This window comes from Wenzhouxiangella sediminis, from assembly GCF_003410055.1.
GTDB classification, from domain to species: Bacteria; Pseudomonadota; Gammaproteobacteria; order Xanthomonadales; family Wenzhouxiangellaceae; genus Wenzhouxiangella; species Wenzhouxiangella sediminis.
In genome coordinates this window covers 110,890-136,135 of the sequence record NZ_QUZK01000046.1, presented here as the reverse complement: position 1 = coordinate 136,135, position 25,246 = coordinate 110,890, and the positions used below count along the sequence as shown (strand labels likewise).

The window sequence follows — 25,246 nt, the reverse complement described above, 5'->3', positions numbered from 1 at the left end:
AACCAGCTAACCAGCTAACCAGCTAACCAGCTAACCAGCTAACCAGCTAACCAGCTAACCAGCCAACTTGCCAACTTGCCAACTAGCTAACGCGCCTACAGGCGCTCCACCCGGTCCAATCCCCTCACCAGCTTCTCGACCAATTCGTCCACCTGGGCTTCGCTGATGACCAGCGGCGGGCAGACGGCGATGGTGTCGCCCGGCAGAGCCCGTACGATCAGCCCTTCCTCCAGGCAAGCCGCAGCCGCCCTGAAGGCGATCTTCTCCTCCGCCGGGAAGCGCTCATGGGTGTCCCGGTCGGCGACGAACTCCACTCCGGCAATCAGGCTCTCGCCGCGAACGTCACCCACCAGAGGATGCTCGCGTACGCGCTGGAGCCCGGCCTGCAGGCGCTCGCCCATGTTCGCGGCATGCGCCATCACGCCGCGTTCTTCCATCAGTTCCAGGTTGCGAAGCGCGACCGCGGCAGCCACCGGATGGCCGGCATAGGTCAGGCCGTGCGCGAAAAGACCCACGTCGCCCGAGGCCTCGGCGATGGCCTCGTACATGAACGGCGGGACGGCCACCGCTGAAATCGGCTGGTAGGCCGACGAAAGCGCCTTGGCCATGGTCATCGTGGCCGGCTGCATGTCCCAGGTCTGGCAACCGAAGTCGTTTCCGGTGCGTCCGAATCCGCAGACCACCTCATCGTCGATCAGCAGGATACCGTTCTCACGCAGGATGGGCTGGATCTTGTCGAAATAGCCCTTCGGCGGCGGAATCACGCCGCCGGCGCCCATCAGCGGCTCGGCAATCATTGCAGCGATGGTGTCGGCGCCCTCCCGAGCGATGACGGCCCGCAATTCCTCGGCCAGGCGATCGGAGAACGCCTCCTCGCTCTCGCCCGGCTCGGCGTGCCGGTAGTGATAAGGGGAGGTCAGGTGGATGACGTCGTCGCCGGGCAGGTCGAAGTGCTTGTGGAAGGACGGCAGTCCGGTCAGTGCCGCCGAGGCCAGCGTGACGCCGTGATAGGCGTTACCCCGGGAGAGAATCTTCTTCTTCTGGGGCTTGCCAATGGCGTTGAAATAATAGCGGATCAGCTTGACCTGGGCGTCGTTTGCATCCGAACCCGAACAGCCGAACAGGAAGCGCGCACCGTCGATGGGCACCCACTCGGCGAGCTTGGCCGCCAGCCGGATGCTGGGCTCGTTCGCCTTGCCGGCGAAGAGCGGGCCGTAGCAGAAGGTCTCCATCTGCTTGCGGGCGGCCTCGACCAGCTCGGGTTCGCCATAGCCCAGGGCCGTGCACCAAAGGCCCGCCATGCCCTCGAGGTACTGCCGCCCTTCGGTGTCGTAGACGTAGACGCCCTCCCCACGCTGCCAGACCAGCGGGCCGGTCCTACCGTGCGTTCTCAGGTCGGTCGAGGGATGGAACAGGTGGTCGAGATCGAGTTGGCCGAGTGCGTCGGTGGTCATGGGAGATGGATTCGCGAACGAAAAGCCAGCCGGAATGATAACGGGCTTTGCCGTCGACTTGGGCGGCCGCCCCGCTGCGCAGTTCAGTCGAGCCGGCGCTTCATCTCGTTGACGGCCGCCCTGGCGCGCCTTGCCAGGACGTGACGATCCCCCACGCCAAGATTCTCGGTCGCAATGGGAGAACCGAACGCCAGGTGAATGCGGCCGGGGCGGATCGCGAAGCCGCCGGGCGGCATCACTTTGCCGCTGCCGTCGATGGCGACAGGAACGACCGGAACGCCGGCGCGGATCGCGGCGCGAAAGGCCCCGCCCTTAAAAGGCCCGACGCTGCCGTCTCGGCTGCGCGTGCCCTCGGGAAAGGCCGCGAGGGTGTGACCGTCACGAAGCAGGTCGGCGGCACGCTCGAGCTGCCGGGCGACTTCGGACGGATTCCCGCGGCGCAGCAGGATCATGCCCATCGCCCGGGTGTAGGCGCCCAGAAACGGAATCCGCCCCAGGGAATCCTTCAGCATGAACCGGAGAGGCACCGGCACGGCGGAGAACAGCGCGCAGACCTCGATCATCGACTGGTGATTGGCAACCAGCATGCAAGGCCGGGAGAAATCCACGTTATCGAGGCCCGATACCTCCAGGCGCGCGCCCGCACCGCGCAGCAGGACGGGGGACCACATCCAGGCGGCCATGCGCAGGGGAATGCGATCGCTTCCGGTGAGCAGCCGCACCAGCAGCGCCAGGCAGATGCCCGCCGCCGACCAGGCAAGCGTCACCATCAGCTGCGCCGCATTGACGGGCCACCAGAGCCAGTCGGGCAGCGGCGGCAACCCCTCCGATCGTCCGCGCCCGACCGAGTCGGCCGCCCCGCCCTGTCGTTGTTCCTCCATCTCTCCCCTCTGCCCGGGCGCCTCAACTCACCCACTTGAGCAAGCGCATCTTGAGCTTGCTGTAGGGCGGAAAGCGAACCGGAATCTCCGGGAACAATCCGCGCTTCATGACCGACTTCAGGTGCGAGAGCCGATCGAAGCCGGCCCGGCCGTGGTATTGCCCCATACCGCTGTTGCCGACGCCGCCGAATGGCAGCTCGGGCACCGACATGAACATCAGGGTGTCGTTGATGCAGAGATTCCCCGTCGAGACGGACTCGGCGAAGCGGCGCTCGGACTCTCGAGAGCGGGTGAACAGATAGGCCGAAAGCGGCTTGTCGCGTTCACGGATGAAGGCCATGGCTTCGTCGAGGTCGGCCACTTCCAGTACCGGCAGGATCGGACCGAATATCTCCTCGCGCATGACCGGCGCATCCGCCGCGACCTCGGTGAGAACGGTCGGCTCGATGCGACAGCGTTCCTCGTCCACGCGACCGCCGATCACGACCCGACCGCTGTCGATCAGGGGCCTGAGGCGATCGAAGTGCCGCCGATTGATGATCTTGCAGTAGTCCGAACTGCCCAGGCGGTCGCTGCCGTACATTTCGAACAATTCATGCTCGATGGCGCCGATCAGCCGGTCGCGGTCTCCTGGCGTGACCAGTACGTAGTCGGGCGCAATGCAGGTCTGCCCGGCGTTGAGGCACTTGCCCCAGATCACGCGGCGCGCGGCCGATTCGATGTCGGCACCGGCATCGATCACGCAGGGGCTCTTGCCGCCGAGCTCCAGCGTCACCGGTGTGAGGTGCTCGGCAGCCGCACGCATGACGATCCTGCCGACCGCGGAACTGCCGGTGTAGAAGATGTGGTCGAAATGCAGCTTGAGCAGCTCCGTGGTCTCCTCGACCGCGCCTTCGACCACGCGCACGGCGCGTTCGTCGAGGTAGCGCGGCACCAGCTCAGCCATCAACCTCGATGTCGCCGGTGCCACCTCGGAGGGCTTGAGCACGGCGCAGTTGCCCGCCGCGAGCGCCGGAATCAGCGGGCTGAGCAGGAGCTGAATCGGATAGTTCCAGGCGCCGATGATCAACACGATCCCGAAGGGCTCGGGCTGCACCCAGCTTCGGCCGGGCTGGCCCACCATGGGCGTATGCACCCGGCGCGGCCTCGCCCACCGTTTGAGACGCTTGCGTGCATGCTCGACCTCGCTGAAGATCAGCGCCGTCTCGCCGAGCAGGACTTCCTGCGCCGGCTTGCCCAGATCCTCGGCCAGCGCCTCGCCGACCCGATCCTCGTTTTCCTCGAGCATCCGGGAGATGGCGGCAAGTTGCTCGCGGCGCCAATCCAGGGGGCGAGTGAGTCCGCGATCGAACGTGGCGCGCAGTTCGGCGAGCATTTCCGGGTAGATGGCGGGATCGGTGGGCATTGACGGCATTCTAGATCGGCTCGAAGTCGCTGGTGAAGTGTCGCAGGAATTTCGGTTCCCAGGTGATCCGGTAGCCGGGCGCCGAATGCCGCTGATCACGCACCCGTTCGAAGGCCTCGATGATGTAGTCGACATGACTCTGGGTATAGACGCGGCGCGGGATGGCCAGGCGCACGAGTTCGCGCGGAGCCGGCACCAGCTTGCCGCCGTCGTCGTACTTGCCGAACATCACCGAACCGATCTCCACCGAGCGGATGCCCGCCATCTTGTAGAGCTCGCAGACCAGCGACTGTCCGGGATACTGGTCGACGGGCAGATGATCGTAGAGCTTGCCGGCGTCGACGTAGACGGCGTGCCCGCCGATCGGCTTGATCACGGGAATACCGAGGCGATCGAGATGCTCGCCGAGATAGGCCGTCGATCGCGTGCGATAGCGCAGGTAATCCTCATTGAAGATTTCGTCGAGCCCGATCGCGATTGCCTCCATGTCGCGACCCGACAGCCCGCCATAGGTCGTATAACCCTCGGTGATGATCAACACGCTGGTGCAGTGCTCGGCGAGTTCGGCATCGTTGAGGGCCAGAAAGCCGCCCATATTCACCAGGGCATCCTTCTTTGCGCTGAACACGCAGCCATCGGCCAGGGCGAACATCTCGCTGGCGATCTCGCGACAGGACTTGCCGCCATAGCCTTCTTCATCCTGCTTGATGAACCAGGCGTTCTCGGCGATGCGGCATGCGTCGAGAATGAACAGGAGATCGTGCTTGCGGCACAGATCGCGCACCGCTCTTGCATTGGCCATGCTCACCGCCTGGCCGCCGCCGGAGTTGTTGGTCACCGTCAGGATGATGGCGCCGATGTTTTCCGCGCCGCGCTCGGCCACGAGCTCCGCCATGCGTTCGACATCGGCATTGCCCTTGAACGGAAAATCGCTGTCGGCTCTCGACGCCTCGGGAGTGACGCAATCGATGGCCTCGGCACCACTGAACTCGACATTGGCACGGGTCGTGTCGAAGTGGGTGTTGCTCAGGAAGGTCCTTCCCTCGCCGCCGAGGTGGCTGTAGAGAATGCGCTCGGCCGCACGTCCCTGGTGAGTGGGCAGGATGTGCGGATAGCCCGTGAGGTCTCGCACCACCCTCTCGAGACGTTGCCAGCTGATCGATCCCGCATACGACTCGTCGCCACGCATCATTCCGGCCCACTGCTCCGCACTCATCGCCGAAGTGCCGCTGTCGGTCAGCAAATCGATGATGACCTGCTCGGACTTGAGCTTGAATGGATTGAAATTGGCCGCTTTCAGGAACTTCTCTCGCTCTTCCCGGGTGGTCATGGCGATGGGCTCGACGGCCTTGATTCGGAACGGCTCGATGACCGTGCGGAACTGGTCGGACATGGATATTGGGACTCGTATTTCGAAACCAGCGGGGATGATAGCCGCTGGCAGCAATGACGTCACCCGCAGGCAGCGTGAAGTACGAACAAAATCGTGAAGAAATCGTGACGAAGTAGCAACTTTCTGCGTGAACTCCGTCACAGAATTGCAAATGCATTCGAGATATCGGTAGATTTGCCGGCGCTCGATCGTGTATACCCCAAAGCGGGCTCCGAGAGGAGCGGAGCCTGTCAAGCGATCAAGGGGACTCACAAATGATCGAAATGGGAGAAAACCCAACATGTTACGAAGACTATCGTTAGTCAAACTGGTCGGCCTGCTCATTGTGGCCACCACTTTCCTCGCCAATGTCCACGCCGCCGAACTCCGTACGGCAAAACACCCCATCGAAGGTCAGTACATCGTCGTCCTGAAAGACGGCGTCACGACCTTCGGCTCGGCCAACGCCCGGGGAATCTCCGTGGCATCCGCTGCTCAAAGCATGGCGCGGGCCCATGGGGCCAAGGTCAAGGCATCCTTCTCGCACGCCCTTCCGGCTTTCGTCATGGAAGCCAACCCGAAGGCCGTCGCCCGGATGCTCGAGGACGACCGTGTGGCCTACGTCGAGGAAGACGGCATCGTCTCGATCAGCGCCACCCAGAACAACGCGACCTGGGGCCTGGATCGAGTCGACCAGCGTGACCGTCCGCTCGACGGCAGCTACACCTACAACACGACCGCCAGCAACGTGCATGCCTACGTCATCGACACCGGCGTGCTCGGATCGCACAACGAATTCAGTGGCCGTATGGGGAACGGCTACTCCGCGATCAACGACGGCCGCGGCTGGACCGACTGCAACGGTCACGGTACGCACGTGGCCGGCACGGTTGCCGGCTCCACCTACGGTGTCGCCAAGGGTGCGACCGTCCACGCCGTGCGCGTTCTCGGCTGCAACGGCTCGGGCACGAACTCCGGCGTGATCGCCGGCATGGACTGGGTGGCGCAGAATGCGCAGTTCCCGGCCGTGGCCAACATGAGCCTGGGCGGCGGTGCTTCGCAGTCCACCGATGATGCGGTTGCCAACATGCGCAGTGCCGGCGTCACCGTCGTGGTCGCCGCGGGCAACGAAAACCAGGATGCCTGCAACAGCTCGCCGGCCCGTTCTTCGGCCGCCATCACGGTCGGCTCGACCACCAGCTCCGACTCGCGCTCGAGCTTCTCCAACTACGGCACCTGCGTCGACATCTTCGCGCCGGGCTCGAGCATCACCTCGGCCTGGTACACCAGCAGCTCGGCGACCAACACCATCAGCGGCACCTCCATGGCCTCGCCGCACGTGGCCGGTATTGCCGCCCTGTACCTCGCCGACAACCCGAGTGCTTCGCCGAGCCAGGTGGAAAGCGCGATCTACTCGAGCGGTTCGAGCAACAAGCTCAGCGGCATCGGTTCGGGCTCGCCCAACCTCCTCGCTTACTCGCTGTTTGACGGCAGCGGTGGCGGCGGCGGTGGCGGCGGCGGTGGCGGTGGTGCCACCGAGCTGTCCAACGGCGTCCCGGAAAGCAACCTCTCCGGCGCCCAGGGCTCGGAAGCCGACTTCACCATCGACGTCCCGGCCGGTGCCAGCAACCTCGAAATCGCCATGAGCGGCGGTTCGGGTGATGCCGACCTGTACGTCCGCTTCGGTGCCGAACCGACGACCTCGACCTACGATTGCCGTCCGTATCGCAACGGCAACAACGAGAGTTGCGATGTCGCCAGCCCGCAGGAAGGCACCTACTACATCATGCTCCGTGGCTACAGCAGCTACTCCGGCGTGAGCCTCGTCGCCAGCTTCGACGAAGGCGGCGGTGGCGGCGGCGGTGGCGGTGGCGGTGGTGCCCCGTGCACCAACTGCACCGAATACACCGGTTCGCTGTCCAACGGCGGCTCCGAAGTGCAGCCCAACGGCACGTATTACTACGCCGGTTCGGGCACGCACAATGGTTGGCTCTCGGGCCCGACCAGCGCCGACTTCGACCTCGAGCTGTACCGCTGGGGTAGTGGCGGCTGGACCCGGGTCGCGCGTTCGATCAGCTCCACGAGCGAAGAGCAGATCAGCTACAACGGCTCTGCCGGTTACTACTACTGGCGCGTGGAGTCCTACTCGGGTAGCGGCAGCTACTCCCTGTGGCTCGACACCCCGTAAGCTGAACGGTCACAAGACCGAAACCGAAAACGCCCCGGACTCCGGGGCGTTTTCTTTTGTCGACTCGCGCTGCGCGAGAAAGGGTTCAGTAAAGCAGCACGGAATGCAGCGGCGCTGCCACGCGCTGAGCACCATCGAGAAACCCGAGTTCGATGAGCACGGCCGCGCCCACCACGTCGGCACCGGTCTCGGCGAACAGCTCGCAGGTCGCCGCCATCGTGCCGCCGGTGGCCAGCACGTCGTCGACCACCAGCACACGCTGACCCTCGCCGGCAGCATCGGCATGCATTTCCACGGCGTCGTTGCCGTATTCGAGCGCGTATTCCCGCCGCACGGTCGACCTCGGCAGCTTGCCGGGCTTACGCACGGGGATGAAGCCCGCACCAAGCGCTCGGGCCACACCGACGGCAAAGATGAAGCCGCGCGACTCGATCCCCGCCACCAGGTCGATTCCCTTACCGACGAAGGGTTCGTAGAGCCGGTCCACGGCCCAGGCCAGCCCCTTTGGATCGGCCAGCAAGGGGGTGATATCCTTGAAGACGACACCCGGCTCGGGCCAGTCGGGCACGTCGCGGATCAGTTCACGGTAATCCATGGCGACCTCAGCGCTCGCGCGCGCCGTGATCGGCCAGAATGCTGGCCACCGCGGCAGTGAGTTTGCTGACGTAGGGCAGATGCAGGAACTCGTTCGGCCCGTGCGCGTTGGACTTCGGCCCCAGCACCCCGGTGATCAGGAACTGCGCCTCGGGGAAGGATTCACCCAACAAGGCCATGAAGGGAATCGAGCCGCCCTCGCCCATGAACATCGCCGGTTTGCCGAAGAAGGCCTCGGAAGCCTTCTGGCAGGCAGACTCCAGCCAGGGCGCGAATTCGGGTGCATTCCAGCCGTCGGCCGGCGGCTCGGGTTCGAAGCGAACGCGGGCGCCGTAGGGCGGATCGCGCTCGAGCAAGTCCTTGATGTGCTGCGTGGCCGTTTCGGCGTCCAGCGTCGGCGGCAGACGCATGGAAAGCTTCAGCGAGGTCCCGGGCCGCAACACGTTTCCGGCCTGCCCGAGCTCGGGCAGCCCGCCGGCCCCGGTCACCGCCAGGGCCGGACGCCAGTTGCGGGCGATCAGGCGTTCCAGCGGTGTCTCGCCGACGGGCCCGGCACCGTCCACCCAGGGTAGCGAGGCGTGAATGCCATCCCCGAGCTGGTCGGCCACGGCAGCCAGTTGCTGGTGCCTCTGCTCGGGCACTTCGACGTTGAGCGTCTCGGGCAGGATGCGCCCGGTCGTCTCGTCCTCCAGCCGGGAGATCAGCTGCCGGGCGATGCGGAAGCTCGACGGCACGATGCCCGAGGCCATGCCCGAATGCACGCCCTCGGACAGGATGTCGACGTGCAGCGTGCCGGCCGCCATCCCTCTGAGCGAACTCGTAATCCACATCTGCTCGTAGTTGCCGGCGCCGGAATCGAGACAGACCACCAGCGAGGGCGAGCCGATGCGGTCGGCCAGGTGCTCGATATAGGCCGGGAGGTCATAGCTGCCCGACTCCTCGCAGGTTTCGATGAGCAACACGCAGCGCGCATGCGGCTCGCCCTGCTCCCGGACTGCGCGAATTGCGGCGATTGAAGAATAAACCGCGTACCCGTCGTCGGCACTTCCCCGGCCGTAGAGCTTGTCGTCGCGGACGACCGGCTTCCAGGGGCCCATCCCCTCGGCCCAGCCGCTGGCCTCCGGCTGCTTGTCGAGATGGCCGTAAAGGAACACCGTGTCGTCGATGCTGCCGGGAATGTCGATCAAGACGACGGGCGTGCGCCCCTCGAGGCGGACGACTTCGACCTGCATGCCCTTGATCGGCTGGCGTTGGCACCACTTGACGGTATGTTCGACGGCATCGTCGATATAGCCGTTCGCGGCCCAGTCCGGGTCAAAATCAGGCGACTTGGCCGGAATACGGATGAACTCCGATAGAGCATCGACCATGTCGTCGCGCCAGAGCTTTTCGATGGTGTCTCGGGCTTGTTCCAGTTGCATGTCTTCCTGTCCCGTCTGGTTTATCCGAATGCTTTCATTATGCCGCCACGCGGCGCTCACTCGTCGGCGAACTCGCCATTCGCCGGCATCGGCCCCGGCGGCACGTGACGCCGGAAGAAATCCTCCAACTTGCCGAAGGTGTACACGGCGTAGTGTTCGGTACCCGCCCACCAGTGCGGTGCACGCGGCATGGCCACCAGGTCGAAATCCTTGCCCAGCAGCATCAGCTTCTCGGTCAGCATCAGGGTCGTCTTGAACGGCACGATGTCGTCATGCATGCCGTGGATGATCATCAGCGGATCGACCAGGTCTTCGCCCAGGTCCATCAGGCTGCCGTTCTCGAAGATCTCCGGATGCGTGTCGGGCCGCCGGGTCAGGTGCTGGTCGTAGCCGGTAAAGTGGTGAACATCCACAGCCGGCGCGCCGGCCACGCCGGCGGCGAACAGCCCCGGCTCGCGAAACAGCGCCGAGAGCACCATCAAGCCGCCGTAGCTGTTGCCCCACAGGCCGATGCGCTCGGGATCGACATGGTCGAGCGTTGTCAGATAGTCGACGGTGGCGACCAGATCACGCAGATCGCCCCGCCCCCAGTCGCCCTGGAAGGCTTCGCGGAAAGCCACGCCGTAACCCACGCTGCCGCGCAGGTCGACCTGCACGTGTATGTACTCGCCCGTCAGCGCAAGGCGTTGCTGAAGGTTGGTCGTCGGCCGGTCTGCGTCCCAGGCGTTGCGCACCGTGTTGGAGTAGATGTTGCCGATCAAGACCGGGTAGCGCTGGCCGGGCGCCATGTTGCGCGGCTCGACGATTCGCGCGTGCAGGCTCTTGCCCTCCTCCGGCCCCGGGAAGGTCACGTATCGCGGTTCGATCCAGTCGTAATCCGGAAAGTCCGGCGCGGGAGACTCGGTCACTCGCGCCAATTCCGACCCGGCATCGGCGGGACCGACATAGAGCTCCGCCGGCCGACTGTCGCTGGAGTGCACGCTGGCCACATGCCGGCCGTCGGGCGAGATCACGGGCCGGTGCACCCCCGGCCGGGTGGTGATGCGCACGGGCTCTGCGCCCTCTTCCAGGCGATAGAGGTGACGCTCGTAGGGCGTGGGCGCCGCGGCAACGAAATAGAGCGACTTCCCGCGGGTCTCGACCGCAGCCGCCGAACGAGTCGCGGCCACGTCGAAGTCGCCTCGCGTCAGCACTGCGGGCTCGCCCCCATCAGCATCGACCGTGTAGAGGCGGTAGTGGTCGTGCATGTCTCCGACGAAGCGAACCTGCTCGCCGTTGCCGCTCCACACCGCCCGGAAAATCGGGTAGACGCGGCTCGGTCGTTCGTCCTCCCATAGCGTACGAAGCCGCCCGGAGGCCGCATCGGCGATATGGATCCAGCGTTTCTCCGCCACGTCGAGGCCCTGATGAACGAGCAGTTCCGGGCGCGCTGGAGACCAGGAAATTTCGTAGAAAATTCGAGCGGTTGGGTCGCCTGTTTCGAGCCATTTCAGCGATTGGTCCCGGGTATCGTAGATTCCGACTCGCTGGCGCTCGTCGCGATCACCCGGATAAGCGCGTCGTACCTCGTGCAGCAGGGGTTCGGCCCCGTGCAGCCAGGCGGGTATGGGGACGCGGCGAACCTCGCTGCGGTCGATGTGGACAAAGGCCAGGTATCTGCCATCCGACGACCAGGTGTGACTTCGGATGTAGGCGTCGGGGCCGGCGAATGCACCGACCGGCACCGTCCCGATGCCGGCCTGCCCGAGGTCCGTCACTGAATGCGAAACGCCCCGGGCGAAATCGTGGAGCCAAAGATCATTCTCGCGAATGAAGGCCAGCCGCTCACCTGCGGGCGAGAAGACCGGTGAGTGCCCGCTGCTGTCGTTCGACAGCAAGGGCCTGACGTCGCCGCCCCCGACGGGGACGACCTGCATCCGCCCGCCATGCATGAAAACGATCTGGTCCGAATCGGGCATCCATTGGAGTTGGCCCACGCCGGTATCGTGCCGGGTTGCGCTGCGCTCGAGCATTTCCCGACGGCTCTGCCCCGACTCGGGCGGCGGCGCGAACGTCGGCGCCAGTGAAGTGAGCCGCTGGAGTCCGGTTCCGTCGCTTTCGACCACCCAGACGTCGCGAAACGGCATCCCCTCGTCGTTCCAGAGAAACGCGACCCGACGACTGTCCCGCGCCCATGCCGGTGCAGAAGGCGCCGTGCCCGTCAGGCTCGGCAGCGAGACGATACGCTCGAGCGAAGGTGCCTCGGCACCGGACGCGGAAAACGCCGCGGCAGACAACAAGAGGATCGCCGCAAGCCGGCATCGATTCATCAGGCGGTCTCCGGTAGAAACGGTTCGAAAAGGGTCAAGTACGGACACCCGCAAGGGCAATCGTATAATGCCCGTTCGACTCGCTCCGGACAAATCGCATGAGAGCCTTCTGCCTGATCATCGTATTGATTGCCCTGCCCTTTGCGACGGCCGTGGCAGAGGCGACAGGGGTCGTCATCGTGCGCCATGCCGAAAAGGCCGACGATGGCAGCCGCGATCCGGAATTGACCCGCGCGGGTCGTCAGCGTGCCGAATCCCTCGCGAACGCCCTGGGCCATGCACGGGTAAGCGAGCTGATCGCCTCGCAGTACAGGCGCACCCGTCAGACGCTTGCGGTGCTGGCTCGGCGTCGAGGGCTCGACGTCTCGGTCGTGCCGGCCGAATCGGGTGCGATCGAGGACCATATCGAGGCAATCGTGGAGAAGGTGAAGGAATCCAGTGCCGAAGGCCTGATCGTGATCGCCGGCCACTCCAACACGGTTCCTCTCATTGTGGAGGCGCTGTCGGGCAGCGTCGTCTCGCCGATCGGGGAATCGGACTACGACCGACTCTATCTGCTGGTACCTTCGGCTTCGGGAATGGACGTCATCGAATCCCGCTACGGCCCGTCGCCGTGACGAAACCTCACCCCTTCGCGGGCCTCACTCGTTGATATGGCAGATCGTCGATATCCTGCCGCCCCTGACGTAGACCTGGATCGTCTTGCCGCGCAGGTAGAAGTCGTAGCGGATTCCCGCAGCACCCCCACGGCGGTTCTCCAGGCGCACCGTGCGATCCGGTTCCTTCTCGAGCACCTTTCGTTCGGAGTCGCCGACCTTGAGCAAGGCGTTACCCAGTCGCGCCGAGGAGAGTTCACAACTGGCTGCAGCCGGCGCGGCCAGCCACAGCGAAAGCAAGAGAAAGATCACGCGCATACGATCCACACCGCCTGATTGCCGATGGTCGGCAGGTTACCACGGCGCCCCGCTTTTTCCCTGAGCGTGCGCTGAACGAAATCTCGCCCTAGACTTGACGGTGGTTTCGAATGAGAAGCTCGAGCATGACTGAACCCGTTCCCGAAACCATGCGCGCGATGGTGTTCGAGGGGCCCGACCGCCCCCTGCAAATGCGCGATGTCGCCGTTCCCGCCATCGAAGCCGACGACCAGGTCCTTGTGCGCGTAGAAGCTTGCGGACTTTGCCGGACCGACCTGCACATTATCGACGGCGACCTCGACAAACCGAAACTGCCATTGATTCCAGGCCACCAGATCGTCGGTCGCGTGGTAGCGACCGGCAAACACGTCAGCGGAATATCGGTCGGAGAGCGCGTCGGCGTTCCCTGGCTGGGCCGCACGGACGGCGATTGCCGCTTCTGCCGCAGCGGTCGGGAGAATCTCTGCGAGTCCGCGGAGTTCACCGGCTACACGCTCGACGGCGGATTCGCGGAGTACGCGAAGGCCCACGCCGCCTTCTGCTTTCCCCTGCCGGAGGCGGCCGTCCCACTCGACATCGCACCATTGCTCTGCGCCGGCCTGATCGGCTACCGCACCTGGCGCCTGGCCGGCGGCGAGGACAATCGCAATATCGGCATCTACGGCTTCGGCGCCGCCGCGCATATCCTCACCCAGGTCGCGAACCACTTCGGCCAGTCGGTTTTCGCGTTCACTCGGCCCGGCGACGAAGCGGCCCTGTCGCTCGCCCGCGAACTCGGTGTGGCCTGGGCCGGGGGCAGCGATGAGGCGCCGCCCGTCACGCTCGACGCCGCCCTGGTCTTCGCACCGTTGGGCGAGCTGATGGTCACCGCTCTGGACCACGTCGACCGCGGCGCGCCCGTGGTCAGCGGCGGCATCCACATGAGCGACATCCCCGCCTTCGCCTACGAGAAGCTCTGGCAGGAACGCAGCCTGATGTCGGTCGCCAACCTAACGCGCCGGGACGGAGAAGAATTCCTCGCCCTGGCAGCGAAGATCCCCGTGACCACGACGGTGCACCGATACGCGCTGGCGCGGACCAACGAAGCCCTTGCGGACCTGCGGCACGGCCGTTTCACCGGCGCCGCCGTGATCGACCTGACCAATGGCCGCGACAGGTCTCGCTAGTGTGCCCCGTCACTCATTCTGTGACTCATAGAATGAGTGACGGGGCATACCAGGCTGCCACAACTCGACACGCTCGCGCAGAGCCGCCAGGTCGTCGGCGTACATCTCGGCGAGCACCCGCTTCTGCTCCTCGGACCAGGGATCGAAGGGCGGATGGTTCTCGCCGACCGGGAATCGCTCGCGAATGGACAACAGGCGGCGCTTGCCCACCTTCGTCCCGGCGTATCGCCCCAGCTCTTCCACCGCGCGGGCCGAGAACCCGGACTTCGGCCGACTGCCCGGGGACGACGAAAACCGCTCTATCGCGCCCCCCGCATAGTCCCGAATGATGGCTTCTGAATGCACCCGGTAATCTTCGTAACGCCACACCCGAATGGCCACGCCGGGCAGCGCGGCTTTCAGATCGTCGACCAGGTCGGTCCAGCGGCGTTGCGGCAATTCGGGCCGAAAAGGTCGCACCGGGTGATGCCACAGTCTTTCGCCCCATGCCGAAGGCAGGAAGGTCTCGTAGCCGCGCACACAGAGGAAAACGGTCAGCTCGCAATCGGCGAAGTACGCCAGGGCTGAAGCGGGCTGGGGATACATCTCGAGCGCATTGGCGGTCGTGCCGAGTATGTTCTCGTCGGAAAACAGCCAGGTGCCGCGGTACCAGCGATGCCATGGCAGAATCAGCCGGCCCTTCCTGACGCGGGAAGTCAGCAGGCGGCGCAACCGCTTGAGCGGCACATAGCGGGTTCCCGCAACCAGCCGGCAACGCGCAAGCGTCATCTGCAAGTGGGTCGTGGCCGTCTTGTGGGCGCCGATATGGAAACGGATTCGGGTCATGCCCTGGCCTGCTCGCCGACTTCAGGAGCCGCCGTTGTCCTGGCCGTTGCCGCGTTCGCGCACGCGCAGCTGGGCCTGACGGACCCGGGTCCGCAGGCGACTGTGCACACCCTGCTTGCGATAGCGCCCCTTGGCCTGGTGACGGATCCGGTAGACCGAGGGAATCGCGACCGGTTCGCCGGTGGTGCCGAGCAGCCAGCGAAATGCGCGGTCCTCCTGCGCCTTGGCCCAGCGGTCGGTCGGTTGCTGGTAGACCGGAATGTCCTTACAGTAACCACAGGCGCGCGCCACATCACCGTGGGTGATCTGCAGTGGCCCGGTCGCCCGCGATCGCTGCTGCCAAACGAAACTCGCCGTATCGATCTCCACCAGCCCGGGATCGCGGGCCGCTTCCAGCACCGGGTCGCCCGGCTCGTAAACCGGGGAGCAGAATTCATGATCCGGATAAACCAGCGCCTCCCGGCTACCCTGAAGGGACCGGCCCAGACCGTCGAGGCAATCGGCGTGGAAAATCACGTCGCAGTCGGTGAACCAGATCCAGTCGGCCCGGCTCGCCAGCGCCGCCTCGTTGCGACCGATGGAACGGCGAAACAGCTGTGTCTTGTCGCGCACCTGCCAGTTCCATTCGACGTTGGGCAGCTCCATGGCGCCGAAATACTCCAGCAATCGAGCGGTTTCGGCGTCCTCCGGCGAATGGAAGACCGTCATCGTGACCGCCACTTCCCCGGGCGGGTGATTGACCAGCGAGCTGAGCTGATAGGCCAGCAGGTGCGCGTAGCGCCAGCAATGACTGACGATTTCCACGTGCAACCTGCCCGTTCGCGCAGCCCGTTCGGATTTCGCCGGCGGCGGCTCCTGAAACCAGCGCGCGGGCAGCAGTCCGCTGGCCGCCAGCCAGATGGCGCCCAGACGCAGTTTGTACCCCAGCCCCCCTGCCGAGGCGATGCGTTCAGACATGAACATGCCCCGGCGCACCGTTGTAGACGAACGCTGATCGATGGTGCATTGGACAAATGACGGTAGGCATGACGGAGATCGGCGACCGGAACGCGCATAGACTAATCGTGGACTGCCGTCATGGCAAATGCTCGGCGGTTGCGAAATCGCTTCTCAACCAGTGCCTGAGCCGGGTAATGGGTGGTGCTTCGTCGACGTTTACAGGCAGCAGGCCGGGCACGAATCCCCTTTCGATGAACCCGGCCAGCAGATCGCGATCACCGCTGATCACGTGGACCGGAACCTCGGAACCGGCTTCCCTTCCGGTCACCAGGGAGACTGGCTGGTGGTCACCCAGCACGATGAGGAGCGCCTCGCTCGGCAGGTTGCGGCGGGCCCAGTCGAATGTGACTGCCAGCGAATAGGCCAGGCTCCGGACATACGCACGGCGCATGCGGTCGGGATCGAACAGTAGAGTGGCTGGCCGCTCGCCCTCGTCGATCGAGGAGGAATAGACGCGTCCGTGCCCGATCCTGGAATGGTCGTCCAGGGGCTCGATGACCGGCCGCCAGGGCCAGTGACTGCTGATCAAGGCAATCTGGGCGAAAACCGGGCCGTCCTGCTGCGGCCGGATCCGCTCGCTGAAAGTGTGCAGGGTGTACTCGTCCGGCATGGTCACCCAGCCCAGAGGCGGCCCTTCGTAGCCGAGGTCCGCCGCGGCGTAGATGCGATCGAAGCCCAGCCTGTCGCCTTCGGGCCAGTCCATGACGATGCCCGGCGCGACATTGACCGCGACATGACCGGTCTGCCGGAAATCGTCGGAGAGCAGGCCGATGTCCTTCTCCAGCAGCATCTCGTACCAGACCTGGCTGTCGATGGACAGACCGCTGAGCAGGCTGGCGTGCGACAGCCAGGACTGACCGCCCCGTATCGGCGCCTTCATTCTTCCGCTGACCGCCTCCACCCCCGCGGCGCCCAGACGCTCGGTCCAGCGACGAAGGAGCGGTTCGACTCGCCCGGCCATTCGCGCCCGGTCGAGCGCGCTGCCGCCGTAGGACTCGATGAACACGACATAAACGTCCCGCCCGGCCAGGCCGGGTAGCGGGCCGGGCTCGAATTCCGGCGCATCCGCAGCGGCCAGAATCCGGGCGCGCGCATCGCGCGTCGCCTCGAGGGAAGCGGCCTGCGTCACCAGCAGGCGCCAGGCCTGCGACTCGATGACCGGCAGCTTCGCCGCTACCCAGGGCAAGCCGAGCAGGAGGCTTGCCAGGATGATCGCGGGTGCCGCCTTGCCGGGAGGAAGCGCCTGCGGGCGCAGCAGGCGAAAGATCACCCACGCGAGCGCGATGACGGCCACTGCGAGGAGCACCGAGGCGAGAGTGGCCTGCCACCGTCCGAAACTGCCGTCGACCAGGTGGAATCCCGCGCGCAGCATCAGCGGATCGACGAACACGTTCAGAGGCCGCCCCAGCACCGACTGGACCAGGGCGTCGAAGAAGCCCGCAACGATGACGAAAGCCAGCAAACCGCCCGATGCCGCGCGCAGGAGAGCGCTGCGGCGTCTACCGGAAGCGACCGCCACCCAAGCCGGAAGCAGCAAGGCTTCAGGGGCGAACCAGACGCTGCCGATGATTCCGTCGCGCCACCAGGCCGGCAACACCAGCAGTGCGTTGAGAACCAGGCCTGCTGCCAGGATGCGCACGATGGCGAGCGCGTCGGTATCCGGTTTCACTTTCGATGGCGCACAATGCATGACATGCTCGAGTCTCGTTTCATTGCCCCGGGACGCCGCTCGTGATTCTTCGGCGAATGATCGGCCTTGCCCGCTCCATGTTGATTTATCGCCGCCCCGGGCGACTCCGCGGCTTGCTGGCCCTCTATCGACCGTTCGTGCCCGACGGCGGCCTGGTCTTCGACGTCGGCGCCCACCTCGGCGACCGAACCCGGGCCTTTCGCCGCCTCGGGGCGGACGTGGTCGCCCTCGAACCGCAGCCGGCGATGATGCGATGGCTGCGGCGCTTCCACGGACGCGACTCGAGCGTAACCCTCGACCAGCGAGCCGTCGGTGCCCGCCCCGGCCGGGCCATCCTTGCGCTGGACGCCGCTCACCCCGCCGTCGCCTCGATTTCGCGCCCCTGGCGAGACGCAGTCACTCGCAACCACCCCGGATTCGCCCGAGTTTCCTGGTCCGATTCTATCGAGATCTCCGTGACCACCCTCGATGCGCTGATCGAGCGGCACGGCGTACCCGATTTCTGCAAAATCGACGTCGAAGGCCACGAAGCCGACGTACTGGCCGGGCTGTCCGTCGCACTGCCGGCGCTGTCGATCGAATTCGTCGCCGGCGCCCTGGATCATACTCGTGCCTGCCTGGACCGCCTGTGCGAGCTCGGCAGCTATCGCTACAATGCCGTGGCCGGAGAGGACCGGACCTTCCTCTGGCCGCGGTGGCAACGCGCCGATGCGGTGCGCAACTGGCTCCACGAAGGCGCGCAGGGCATCGCCTCCGGCGACCTCTACGCCATACTCTACGAAGGCAGGAGCGGAGCGTGACGTAATGATCCGAAAGTGGGGCGAACTTACAAGCGATGAACTGTCCGACCTGGCCCGGCTGCGCCCGGTCGCCGCGCTCGTGCTCGGGGCCGTCGAACAGCACGGCCCGCACCTTCCGCTGGCAACGGACTGCCTGATCGGCGAAGGCCTGCTCGCGGAAGCAGCAAGCAGGCTCGATGCGGCGTTTCCGCTTGTCACACTGCCGACCCTGTCCATCGGCGCCAGCGACGAGCACGCTACGTTCCCCGGCACCCTGACCCTGCCGCCCGAACAGATGAAACACCAGCTCGTGGCCGTTGGGGAAGGCCTGGCGCGCGCCCGCATCGACCGACTCGTGCTGGTCAACGCCCACGGCGGCAACATCGGCTGGATGGACGACGCCGCGCTCGAACTCAGGCGCCGCCGGGGAATGCTCGTCGTCAAGGCCAGCTACATGCGTTTCCGCCCGCCGAGCGACCAGCTCGACGCCGGCGAGCTGAAGGACGGCCTGCACGGCGGGCTGGCCGAAACCGCCATGATGCTGCACCTCGCTGCCGACCTGGTCCACATGGACCGAGCCCGGGATTTCGCTTCCCGTCACCCGCACGGCAAACCGCTGCCGCCCCAGGGCGAAGCGCCCTGGGCCTGGCTGGCAGAGGATCTCAACGACGCCGGCGTTGTCGGCGATGCGTCCGCGGCAACCGCGGATCTGGGTGAAAGACTGGTGGCCCACTACGCCGGCCGCCTCGCGACCGTCCTGGCGGAATGCCGGAACAAGGACTGGCAACCCTAGGCCTGGCATCAGGCTCCTTGAACCGTAGCGACTATTTTCCGAGCACTTCGTCGAGCAGGTGCCCGGAGCGGCTGGCCTTGGCCTTGAGATAGCGGCGGTTCTGGGGCGTGACCCGGCCATACAGCCCTTCTCGTGCAGCGACTTCGACCCCGCCCTCGCTGAGGGCGCGCACCTTGGACGGATTATTGGTCAGCAGTCGAACCCTGTCGATGGACAGGTCCGCGAGAATGTCCACGGCCACGCGGTAACGCCGGTTGTCGTCGCCGAAACCCAGCACCCGGTCGGCCTCGACGGTGTCCAGCCCGGCGTCCTGCAATTCGTAGGCGCGCAGCTTGTTGGCCAGGCCGATCCCACGTCCCTCCTGGGCCAGGTAGAGCAGCACGCCGCCGCCGAGTTCGGCGATGGCCTGTACTGCGTTCTGCAGCTGCTCCCCGCAATCACAGCGCAGGCTGCCGAACAGGTCGCCGGTCAGGCAGGAGGAATGTATCCGGACAGGCACCTCCCGGGACCATTCGTTGGCGTCGCCGATCAGGACGGCCACATGCTCTCGCAGGCCGTCCGGCTCGCGAAAAAGCACGAAGCGGGAGCGAACCGACTGACTCAGCGGCACGTCCGCCTCGCTCACCCGGCGCAACATGCCGACCCCCGACTCGAAACAGCGCTCGGCCAGGCGCGCGGGCACGCGCAGGATGCGACCCTCTTCCACGGCCCGTTCCACGGCCGCCTGCCGGCTCCCGTCTATGCGCGCGGTGAGTGCCGCCGGGACCAGCAAGGCGCGCCGCATCAACGCCAGGGCAGCGCGCTCGGCCAGGCTGGCCGGGCGCGGCTCTTCGAACAGGTCCGAGCGACCGCCTTTGACGGCAGCGGCAGCGCAGTAGAGGCTTTCGGCACTGAGTCCATCACCGCCCTTGAGCGGAAGCGACGCGGCGTCGGTATTCAGGCCGAGGCCCATGGCCTCCATGCGGTGCCGGGTCAGCGTCAGCGCCGGGGAACTGCCGGCGGTCTCGAGAACTTCCGCGAGATTCGTGTCTGCAATCGACTCGACGGGATAGACCATGACGCTGCTACCCGCCCCGTCGGCGTCTTCGCCGACGACGACCGGCAGGCCGCGACGCAGGTCGAAAATGGCTCGCTCTACCTGTTGCATGAACTTATCACCGCCTGTGCCATTATGTCGTTCCATGACCGATGAACCTAAGACAAATGGGGCTGGATTGTGTGAATTGCCAGCCTTGCCCACGACCGACGACGGCCGCCCGAACGCCCCGGACGCGATCTGGGACTTCCTGGTCTCGGCCCGCAACCACGACTGGACGGTCGAGCCGACCCTGAATGCTCCGATGCCCGGCGTCCGACTCCAGCTGCACCGCTCTGGAGACTGGCAAGCCGATACCGCTCTCGATGATAGCGCAGCCGCCCTGCTCGACGTCCTGGGGCCGATCGCCACCGCCGAACGGATCGTCGTCGCCCAGCTCGGCCAGAGCCTGGACGGACGAATCGCCACGCGCACCGGTCACTCGCAGTACATCAACGGTCCCGTTGCCCTGGCGCACCTGCACCGCCTGCGGGCGCTGGTCGACGCCGTGCTGGTCGGCGCCGGCACGGCCTGCGCGGACTTGCCGCAGTTAACCGTCCGGAACGTGACCGGCCCCAACCCGGTGCCCGTCATCGTCGATCCCCGCGCTCGCGTGGACGCGGTCGGCCCCCTGTTCGAAGAAGGCTCGGGACCGCACCGTGTGCTCCAGCTGATCGCGGACGATGCGGCGCCCTCACCCGCGCCCGCTCACGTCGAACGCGTCCGGCTGCCGCTCGACCGAGGCCGTTTCTCCCCGGCCAGCATCCTCGATGCCCTGGCCGAGCGCGGCCTGCAGCGCCTCCTGGTCGAAGGGGGCGCTGATACCGTCTCCGGGTTCATGCACGCCGACGCACTCGACCGGATTCACTTGCTCATCGCCCCGCTGATCATCGGATCGGGACGCAACGGCCTCGACCTGCCCGCCATCGATCGGCTCGATGAAGCCCGCCGTCCGCGCATCCGTACTTTCCGGCTCGAGGACGAGCTCCTCGTGGACGTCATCCTGCGCGAGCCTGCTCTCGACTGACCTCGGCGGAAACCACGCTTCAGCGGCCCTCATCGAGAAGGCCCGAGCCAAGCGCCCGCACGACCGCGGCCGTTCGATCCCTCACGCCGAGCTTGCCGAGAATGTTCGAAAAGTGGTTCTTGATGGTTCCCTCGGAATTGTGCAGCAGTTCCGCGATCATCCGGTTGCTGCAACCAGAGGCGGCCAGGCGCAGGATCTCGCGTTCCTTGTCGGTCAGGGGCTCGGCCAACACCGGCGCCTCCCGCAAGGCATCCAGACGCATCGTCTCGGCCTGACGGGCGGCCTCCGAGAGCATGTCGCGGGCGGTCTCGAGCTGCCGGTTGGAGCGCTCCAGCTTCAGGCGCGCCACCTGCTCGCGGCGAACCAGGGTCATCATCACCGCGGCGAAGACGTTGAACATCGAGAACAGTGCCCAGGACGACAGCTCGAACGCCTCGCCCCAGGCCAGGGGCCTGGCGAAAAGGAACGCGAGCGACACGGCCAGGGCCAGCGCGATGGCGCGCCGAAGATCGACGAACCAGCTCGCCTGGGCGGACCAGATGACCAGCAGGATCGCGAGATAGTCGAGCGGCATCAGCACGAAAAGGCCGATGGCCGCACCCAGTTCAACACCCAGGCAAACCCGGGCGCGTTGCGGCGACGGCGACTGCCGGACCGCCACCGCCAGCAGGGCCACGAGATAGACCAGAAAAAGACCGGCCGCCAGCAGGGCGGTCGCCGCCGAACCGCCCGCATCGAACGCCGCGTCCAGGCTGACTGCAAGCAAAACCGCCCAGGTCACCACGGCCACGGTCGTATCCGCGGTCCACTCCTCGACCCGGAGCGTGCCTTCAAGCCACTGTTTCAAAACACTTTCCCCCTGCGATGACCATCGTCACTGGCGTGTCCGGGGAACGGGCGCCAATATGAGCGCTTCCATCCAGCCATGACAGAACGGAGAGCCGGCATGAACGAAACGATCAGGCAGAAATGGAACCGCATCGGCAAGGGCCCGCAAAGACTCATCATGGGCGTGGGCATGATCATCCTCGGCCTGTTGCTGTTCCACTGGGGCACCGAGATCGGCGAGGCCATCTATCTTGCCCTCCATGACTGAAGCGGACGCCGGGCCAGCACGACCGCCCCCGGCAACGCCCCGACCAGGTTGATGGCGCCGTAGGTCATCGCCACCGCCACGCCCTGTTCGCCTGGCAAGCCCAGCGCCAGCCACACGGCCGCCGCGGCCGCCTCGCGAAAGCCCCAGCCGGCGACCGAGAAAGGAATCAGCATGGCCAGCAGGACCGGCAGGCCGACGGCCAGCAACACGGCAAAGTCGAGGCCGACACCGATGCCGCGCGCGGCCAGGGCAAACACCAGCGCATAGCTGCACACCACCGCCAGCGAAGCCGCCAGCTGCCGCGGCCAGGCCGACGGCGCCAGCATTGCCCGATACAGGTCGGCGCGAAGATCGCGCCAGCCCTGTGGAAAGCGCCTCGCCGCGCCGGAGAGCGCGATGGCCGACAGACCGAGTACCGCCGCGGCCGCCATCCAGACCCCGACCCGCTCGGGCCATAGAGCGGCCAGCGCGTCTCGCCAGAGCGGCATGAACAGCAGCACGCCGGCGGTACCCAGCGCAACGACAAGCTGGCCCGAAAAACGCTCGATCAGGACCGCCCGCCAGGCCGGACCGACCGCGCCGCTGTGGCACGCGTGGCGGTGCGCCCGCAGCGCGTCGCCCAGCACGCCGCCGGGCAGGACCTGGTTGACGAACATCGCCAGGTAGTAGTCGGCCAGCGCCCGCGTTCGAGACAGCGCCAGGCCCAGCCGGCTGGCGGTGAACCGCCAGCGCCAGGCCGACAGCAACACCTGAACCACAGTGACCACCAGGGCGGCGGCCAGCCAGCCGGGCGAGAGGGCCGTGACCTGGGCGGCCACCCGGGCGGGATCGAGCCACCACAAAAGCGCGGCGAGCACCGCCAGGCTGATCAACCAGCGCAGTGAGGGTCCCGGCTGTCGCCTTTCACTCACGGCGCCTCCGGCAGAGCCAGAACATCGACGTGACCGACATAAAGGCCGATTCGCCCCGCCTCGAGCGTGGCCAGGCGCCGATCACGCCAGGCGGCCACCTGCGCCTTCGATTCAGGCGACTGCTCTTCCACGGCCTGCGACCAGTCGGCGATCAGGGCCTGAGCCAATGGCCCGTTTTGCGGCTCACCCGCTGCCAGTCGCCAGTCGGCGCGCTCGGTGAAGACCCGCAAGCCGGCCGCAGTCAGCGCTTCGGGCAGCGCGGATGCGGCGGCCGGCCCCAGCGCCCTGCCCAGGCCCTTGGCGCGAAGCTGATGGGCATTGAACTGCCGGACCATCCAGCGATCGGCATCGTCGATCAGCGCTCGACCTGCGGCGTCCACGAAACCGCGCCGGCCGTCGACGGTAAGCGCGAACAGGGCCGCCGCGCCGGCACTTGCGATGCAGTCAGCCAATTGCTCCAGCCAGGACGCCGAGACCAGGTCGAACAGGGCCGACGCGGTCATCAGGTCCAACCCCTCGAAAAGCTCGGGCGATAGTTCAGCGAGATCGGCGCAGCGCGCCTCGACGCGAGTCGGGCGATCGTCGCGCGAAACCGGGGCGGCCAGAACTTGTGCGCGATCGAGCAGTTCCGCGTCGTGGTCGAGCAACAGCCAGTCTTGCGGACCGGGCAGTCGGGGCGCGAGCCAGCGCAGGTTGCTGCCCGTGCCGGCGCCCAGGTCGAGAACGCGCAGCGGCGCGCGGCGCGCGAGCCGCTCGGCCAGTCGCCCGGCGAGCGCGTCCGAGCGCGCCGTGTGGTCGGCCGCCTCGCGCAGCGCCAGCCAATCGCCGTCGAATCGTGAATCCGCGCCCGGCATCATGCCGGCACCTCCCGCAACGCCGCCGAGAACGCGCTTCCCGCCGCAGGCCAGTCGCGCAACCCATTGCGCCTGCCGACCGCCGCGCGCACAAGGCGGTGACGAAGCGCGCCATCATCGAACCAGCGCTGCAGGGCCGAACGAAAACCTTCGACGTCGCCCGGCGCGCACCGAAGGCAGCAGTCGGCGGGCGCGGTATCGGCCAGCGCGCCGCCGGTGGTCGAGATCAGCGGCAGGCCGCGGGCCAGGGATTCGGCCACGACCATGCCGTAGCCCTCGTAGTGCGAGGGCAACAGGCACAGGCTCGCGCGGTGATACTCGGCCGACAGGGCCTGGTGCCCGCACTCCCCGACGCATTCGATCCGCGCACCCAGGCCGGCCTCGTCGATGGCGCGGCGCACACGCGCGGCGAATTCAGCGTCGCGTCGGGTCGAGCCGACCAGCACGCAGTGCCAGTCGCGGTCGACCAGCGCAGCCAGCGCCTGCACCAGAATGTCCTGGCCCTTGCGCGGCGTCAGGCTGGCCACGCAAAGCAGCCTTTCGCATCCGCCGGACTCGCGACCGGCCAGGCGGTCGGCGACCGGCCCGGCCAGTGCGGCTGGCTCGACGCCCGGCTCGATCACCGCCGGCGGGCGTGGATCCAGCCCCAGCACGCCCAGGCGCCGCGCAGTGAACGGGCTGGTCACGATGACACGGCGGCAGGCCGCCAGCGCGCGCGCCTCGCTCGCGAGCAGCCGCGTGCGCAAGGCAGGGCTCAACCCGGTTTCATCGGCCAGTGGGTGATGCACCAGCGCAGTGAGATCCAGGCGGCCTGACTGTGCGGTAACGGCCTCGGGGACGCCGCCGAGCGCCAATCCGTCGATGACCACGGCCTGGCCGTCCGGGACGGCGGCCAGAGCCTGCTCCATGGACCTTCGGGCCGTCCCGTCGGCATCGGGGAAACGCCCCTCGAGCCCAATTACCTCGACCGACCATCCCAGCGCGCGCAGCTGGTCAACGATGCGGGCATCGTAGAGATAGCCGCCCGTGCGCTGGCCCGGGTCACCGGGCACGATGAAAGTCGCCGAGAGACTCAAATACTCGCCTCGTAGGCGGCCCGGGCGACGTGGGACTCGTGCAGCTCCACGCGCAGGCGAGTGAGCCCCTGGCCGGTCGGCCCCAGCCGGCCGTTTTCGATCGCTTCAGCGAGCCGGTCGAAAACCACCCGGGCCATGAACTCGGTCGTCGTGTTGCGTCCCTCGAATTGCTCGAGCTCATCGAGGTTTCGGAAATTGAACTCCCCCAGTATCTTGCCCAGCACCTCGCCGGCCAGGCCGATGTCGACGACGAGATCGTCATCGTCGAGCTCGGGGCGCATGAAACTGGCCTCGACGACATAGGTGGCGCCGTGAAGCTTCTGCGCAGGCCCGAAGATCTCGCCGGTGAAACTGTGGGCGATCATGAAATGGTCACGAACGGTGAGTGAAAACATCCTGGTTCCTGGATTGCAGTGA

At 66.4% G+C, this 25,246-nt stretch carries 23 protein-coding genes and 1 pseudogene; 7 read left to right on the top strand and 17 right to left on the bottom strand.

What is annotated here, in order from left to right; translation table 11 throughout:
- Nucleotides 1-95: 95 nt before the first annotated feature.
- The 4 genes from DZC52_RS12955 to DZC52_RS12940 all read right to left on the bottom strand — a co-directional run bounded on the left by DZC52_RS12955 (nucleotide 96) and on the right by DZC52_RS12940 (nucleotide 5,133).
- On the bottom strand, nucleotides 96-1,454 hold the full coding sequence (locus tag DZC52_RS12955) for an aminotransferase (protein ID WP_116651564.1): 1,359 nt from the start codon (nucleotides 1,452-1,454) through the stop codon (nucleotides 96-98).
- 83 nt (nucleotides 1,455-1,537) lie between these two features.
- Nucleotides 1,538-2,335, bottom strand: coding sequence for a lysophospholipid acyltransferase family protein (locus DZC52_RS12950; RefSeq protein ID WP_116651563.1), 798 nt, complete (start codon nucleotides 2,333-2,335; stop codon nucleotides 1,538-1,540).
- Nucleotides 2,336-2,357: 22 nt separating this feature from the next.
- Nucleotides 2,358-3,740, bottom strand: a complete 1,383-nt coding sequence (locus DZC52_RS12945) for an aldehyde dehydrogenase family protein (protein WP_245960825.1) — start codon at nucleotides 3,738-3,740, stop codon at nucleotides 2,358-2,360.
- Nucleotides 3,741-3,750: 10 nt separating this feature from the next.
- On the bottom strand, nucleotides 3,751-5,133 hold the full coding sequence (locus DZC52_RS12940) for a tryptophanase (RefSeq protein WP_116651561.1): 1,383 nt from the start codon (nucleotides 5,131-5,133) through the stop codon (nucleotides 3,751-3,753).
- Between the two features lie 280 nt (nucleotides 5,134-5,413).
- Here DZC52_RS12940 and DZC52_RS12935 point away from each other — a divergent pair, with 280 nt between their 5' ends.
- Complete coding sequence (locus DZC52_RS12935) at nucleotides 5,414-7,300, top strand: S8 family peptidase (RefSeq protein ID WP_116651560.1); 1,887 nt, start codon at nucleotides 5,414-5,416, stop codon at nucleotides 7,298-7,300.
- 85 nt (nucleotides 7,301-7,385) lie between these two features.
- Here DZC52_RS12935 and DZC52_RS12930 read toward each other — a convergent pair whose 3' ends face one another.
- From DZC52_RS12930 to DZC52_RS12920, 3 genes are read right to left on the bottom strand one after another with little or no spacing between them, the layout of a single operon-like run.
- Nucleotides 7,386-7,895 carry an adenine phosphoribosyltransferase gene (locus DZC52_RS12930; RefSeq protein ID WP_116651559.1) on the bottom strand — a complete coding sequence of 170 codons (510 nt, stop codon included), beginning with the start codon at nucleotides 7,893-7,895 and terminating at the stop codon, nucleotides 7,386-7,388.
- A 7-nt stretch (nucleotides 7,896-7,902) separates the two neighbouring features.
- Nucleotides 7,903-9,315, bottom strand: coding sequence for a M20 family metallopeptidase (locus DZC52_RS12925; RefSeq protein ID WP_116651558.1), 1,413 nt, complete (start codon nucleotides 9,313-9,315; stop codon nucleotides 7,903-7,905).
- Nucleotides 9,316-9,371: 56 nt separating this feature from the next.
- Entirely contained in the window at nucleotides 9,372-11,624 is a 2,253-nt protein-coding gene (locus DZC52_RS12920) for a prolyl oligopeptidase family serine peptidase (RefSeq protein ID WP_116651557.1), read from the bottom strand.
- A gap of 98 nt (nucleotides 11,625-11,722) precedes the next feature.
- On the opposite strand from DZC52_RS12920, the gene DZC52_RS12915 reads away from it, so the two are divergent.
- Nucleotides 11,723-12,241, top strand: coding sequence for a SixA phosphatase family protein (locus tag DZC52_RS12915; protein ID WP_116651556.1), 519 nt, complete (start codon nucleotides 11,723-11,725; stop codon nucleotides 12,239-12,241).
- Nucleotides 12,242-12,265: 24 nt separating this feature from the next.
- Here the strand turns inward: DZC52_RS12915 and DZC52_RS12910 are convergent, their stop codons facing one another.
- The gene (locus DZC52_RS12910; protein WP_220338377.1) at nucleotides 12,266-12,547 is read right to left on the bottom strand and encodes a hypothetical protein; all 282 of its coding nucleotides are present in this window, start codon (nucleotides 12,545-12,547) and stop codon (nucleotides 12,266-12,268) included.
- A 116-nt stretch (nucleotides 12,548-12,663) separates the two neighbouring features.
- Here DZC52_RS12910 and DZC52_RS12905 point away from each other — a divergent pair, with 116 nt between their 5' ends.
- Nucleotides 12,664-13,704 carry a zinc-dependent alcohol dehydrogenase family protein gene (locus DZC52_RS12905; RefSeq protein WP_220338376.1) on the top strand — a complete coding sequence of 347 codons (1,041 nt, stop codon included), beginning with the start codon at nucleotides 12,664-12,666 and terminating at the stop codon, nucleotides 13,702-13,704.
- A gap of 9 nt (nucleotides 13,705-13,713) precedes the next feature.
- On the opposite strand, the gene DZC52_RS12900 is transcribed toward DZC52_RS12905, so the two are convergent.
- The 3 genes from DZC52_RS12900 to DZC52_RS12890 form a co-directional block, all read right to left on the bottom strand.
- Complete coding sequence (locus tag DZC52_RS12900) at nucleotides 13,714-14,529, bottom strand: hypothetical protein (protein ID WP_116651555.1); 816 nt, start codon at nucleotides 14,527-14,529, stop codon at nucleotides 13,714-13,716.
- Nucleotides 14,530-14,550: 21 nt separating this feature from the next.
- Complete coding sequence (locus DZC52_RS12895; RefSeq protein WP_116651576.1) at nucleotides 14,551-15,486, bottom strand: glycosyltransferase family 2 protein; 936 nt, start codon at nucleotides 15,484-15,486, stop codon at nucleotides 14,551-14,553.
- Between the two features lie 118 nt (nucleotides 15,487-15,604).
- On the bottom strand, nucleotides 15,605-17,197 hold the full coding sequence (locus DZC52_RS12890; RefSeq protein ID WP_116651554.1) for an LTA synthase family protein: 1,593 nt from the start codon (nucleotides 17,195-17,197) through the stop codon (nucleotides 15,605-15,607).
- A 98-nt stretch (nucleotides 17,198-17,295) separates the two neighbouring features.
- Here DZC52_RS12890 and DZC52_RS12885 point away from each other — a divergent pair, with 98 nt between their 5' ends.
- On the top strand, nucleotides 17,296-18,018 hold the full coding sequence (locus DZC52_RS12885; RefSeq protein WP_245960824.1) for an FkbM family methyltransferase: 723 nt from the start codon (nucleotides 17,296-17,298) through the stop codon (nucleotides 18,016-18,018).
- A gap of 4 nt (nucleotides 18,019-18,022) precedes the next feature.
- A complete protein-coding gene (locus DZC52_RS12880) occupies nucleotides 18,023-18,790 on the top strand; it encodes a creatininase family protein (protein ID WP_116651552.1) in 768 nt (255 codons plus the stop codon).
- 31 nt (nucleotides 18,791-18,821) lie between these two features.
- Here DZC52_RS12880 and DZC52_RS12875 read toward each other — a convergent pair whose 3' ends face one another.
- Nucleotides 18,822-19,937: a GTP cyclohydrolase II gene (locus tag DZC52_RS12875; RefSeq protein WP_116651551.1), complete on the bottom strand. Its 1,116-nt coding sequence runs from the start codon at nucleotides 19,935-19,937 to the stop codon at nucleotides 18,822-18,824.
- Nucleotides 19,938-20,066: 129 nt separating this feature from the next.
- On the opposite strand from DZC52_RS12875, the pseudogene DZC52_RS12870 reads away from it, so the two are divergent.
- Nucleotides 20,067-20,892 (top strand): annotated as a pseudogene (locus tag DZC52_RS12870) (RibD family protein).
- A 19-nt stretch (nucleotides 20,893-20,911) separates the two neighbouring features.
- Here the strand turns inward: DZC52_RS12870 and DZC52_RS12865 are convergent.
- Entirely contained in the window at nucleotides 20,912-21,739 is an 828-nt protein-coding gene (locus tag DZC52_RS12865; RefSeq protein WP_245960823.1) for a response regulator transcription factor, read from the bottom strand.
- A gap of 99 nt (nucleotides 21,740-21,838) precedes the next feature.
- Here DZC52_RS12865 and DZC52_RS15565 point away from each other — a divergent pair, with 99 nt between their 5' ends.
- Nucleotides 21,839-21,988 carry a hypothetical protein gene (locus DZC52_RS15565; RefSeq protein ID WP_181918949.1) on the top strand — a complete coding sequence of 50 codons (150 nt, stop codon included), beginning with the start codon at nucleotides 21,839-21,841 and terminating at the stop codon, nucleotides 21,986-21,988.
- Here DZC52_RS15565 and DZC52_RS12860 read toward each other — a convergent pair.
- The 4 genes from DZC52_RS12860 to DZC52_RS12845 are packed head-to-tail and all read right to left on the bottom strand — an operon-like array spanning nucleotide 21,967 to nucleotide 25,224.
- Nucleotides 21,967-22,899: a lysylphosphatidylglycerol synthase transmembrane domain-containing protein gene (locus DZC52_RS12860; RefSeq protein ID WP_116651550.1), complete on the bottom strand. Its 933-nt coding sequence runs from the start codon at nucleotides 22,897-22,899 to the stop codon at nucleotides 21,967-21,969. The genes DZC52_RS15565 and DZC52_RS12860 overlap by 22 nt on opposite strands.
- Nucleotides 22,896-23,756 carry a class I SAM-dependent methyltransferase gene (locus tag DZC52_RS12855; protein ID WP_116651549.1) on the bottom strand — a complete coding sequence of 287 codons (861 nt, stop codon included), beginning with the start codon at nucleotides 23,754-23,756 and terminating at the stop codon, nucleotides 22,896-22,898. The genes DZC52_RS12860 and DZC52_RS12855 overlap by 4 nt, the downstream gene beginning before the upstream one ends.
- Nucleotides 23,753-24,829 (bottom strand): glycosyltransferase family 4 protein, encoded by a 1,077-nt coding sequence (locus tag DZC52_RS12850; protein ID WP_116651548.1) that lies wholly within the window; start codon nucleotides 24,827-24,829, stop codon nucleotides 23,753-23,755. The genes DZC52_RS12855 and DZC52_RS12850 overlap by 4 nt, the downstream gene beginning before the upstream one ends.
- Nucleotides 24,826-25,224, bottom strand: a complete 399-nt coding sequence (locus DZC52_RS12845; protein ID WP_116651547.1) for a 6-pyruvoyl trahydropterin synthase family protein — start codon at nucleotides 25,222-25,224, stop codon at nucleotides 24,826-24,828. The genes DZC52_RS12850 and DZC52_RS12845 overlap by 4 nt, the downstream gene beginning before the upstream one ends.
- Nucleotides 25,225-25,246: the final 22 nt, after the last annotated feature.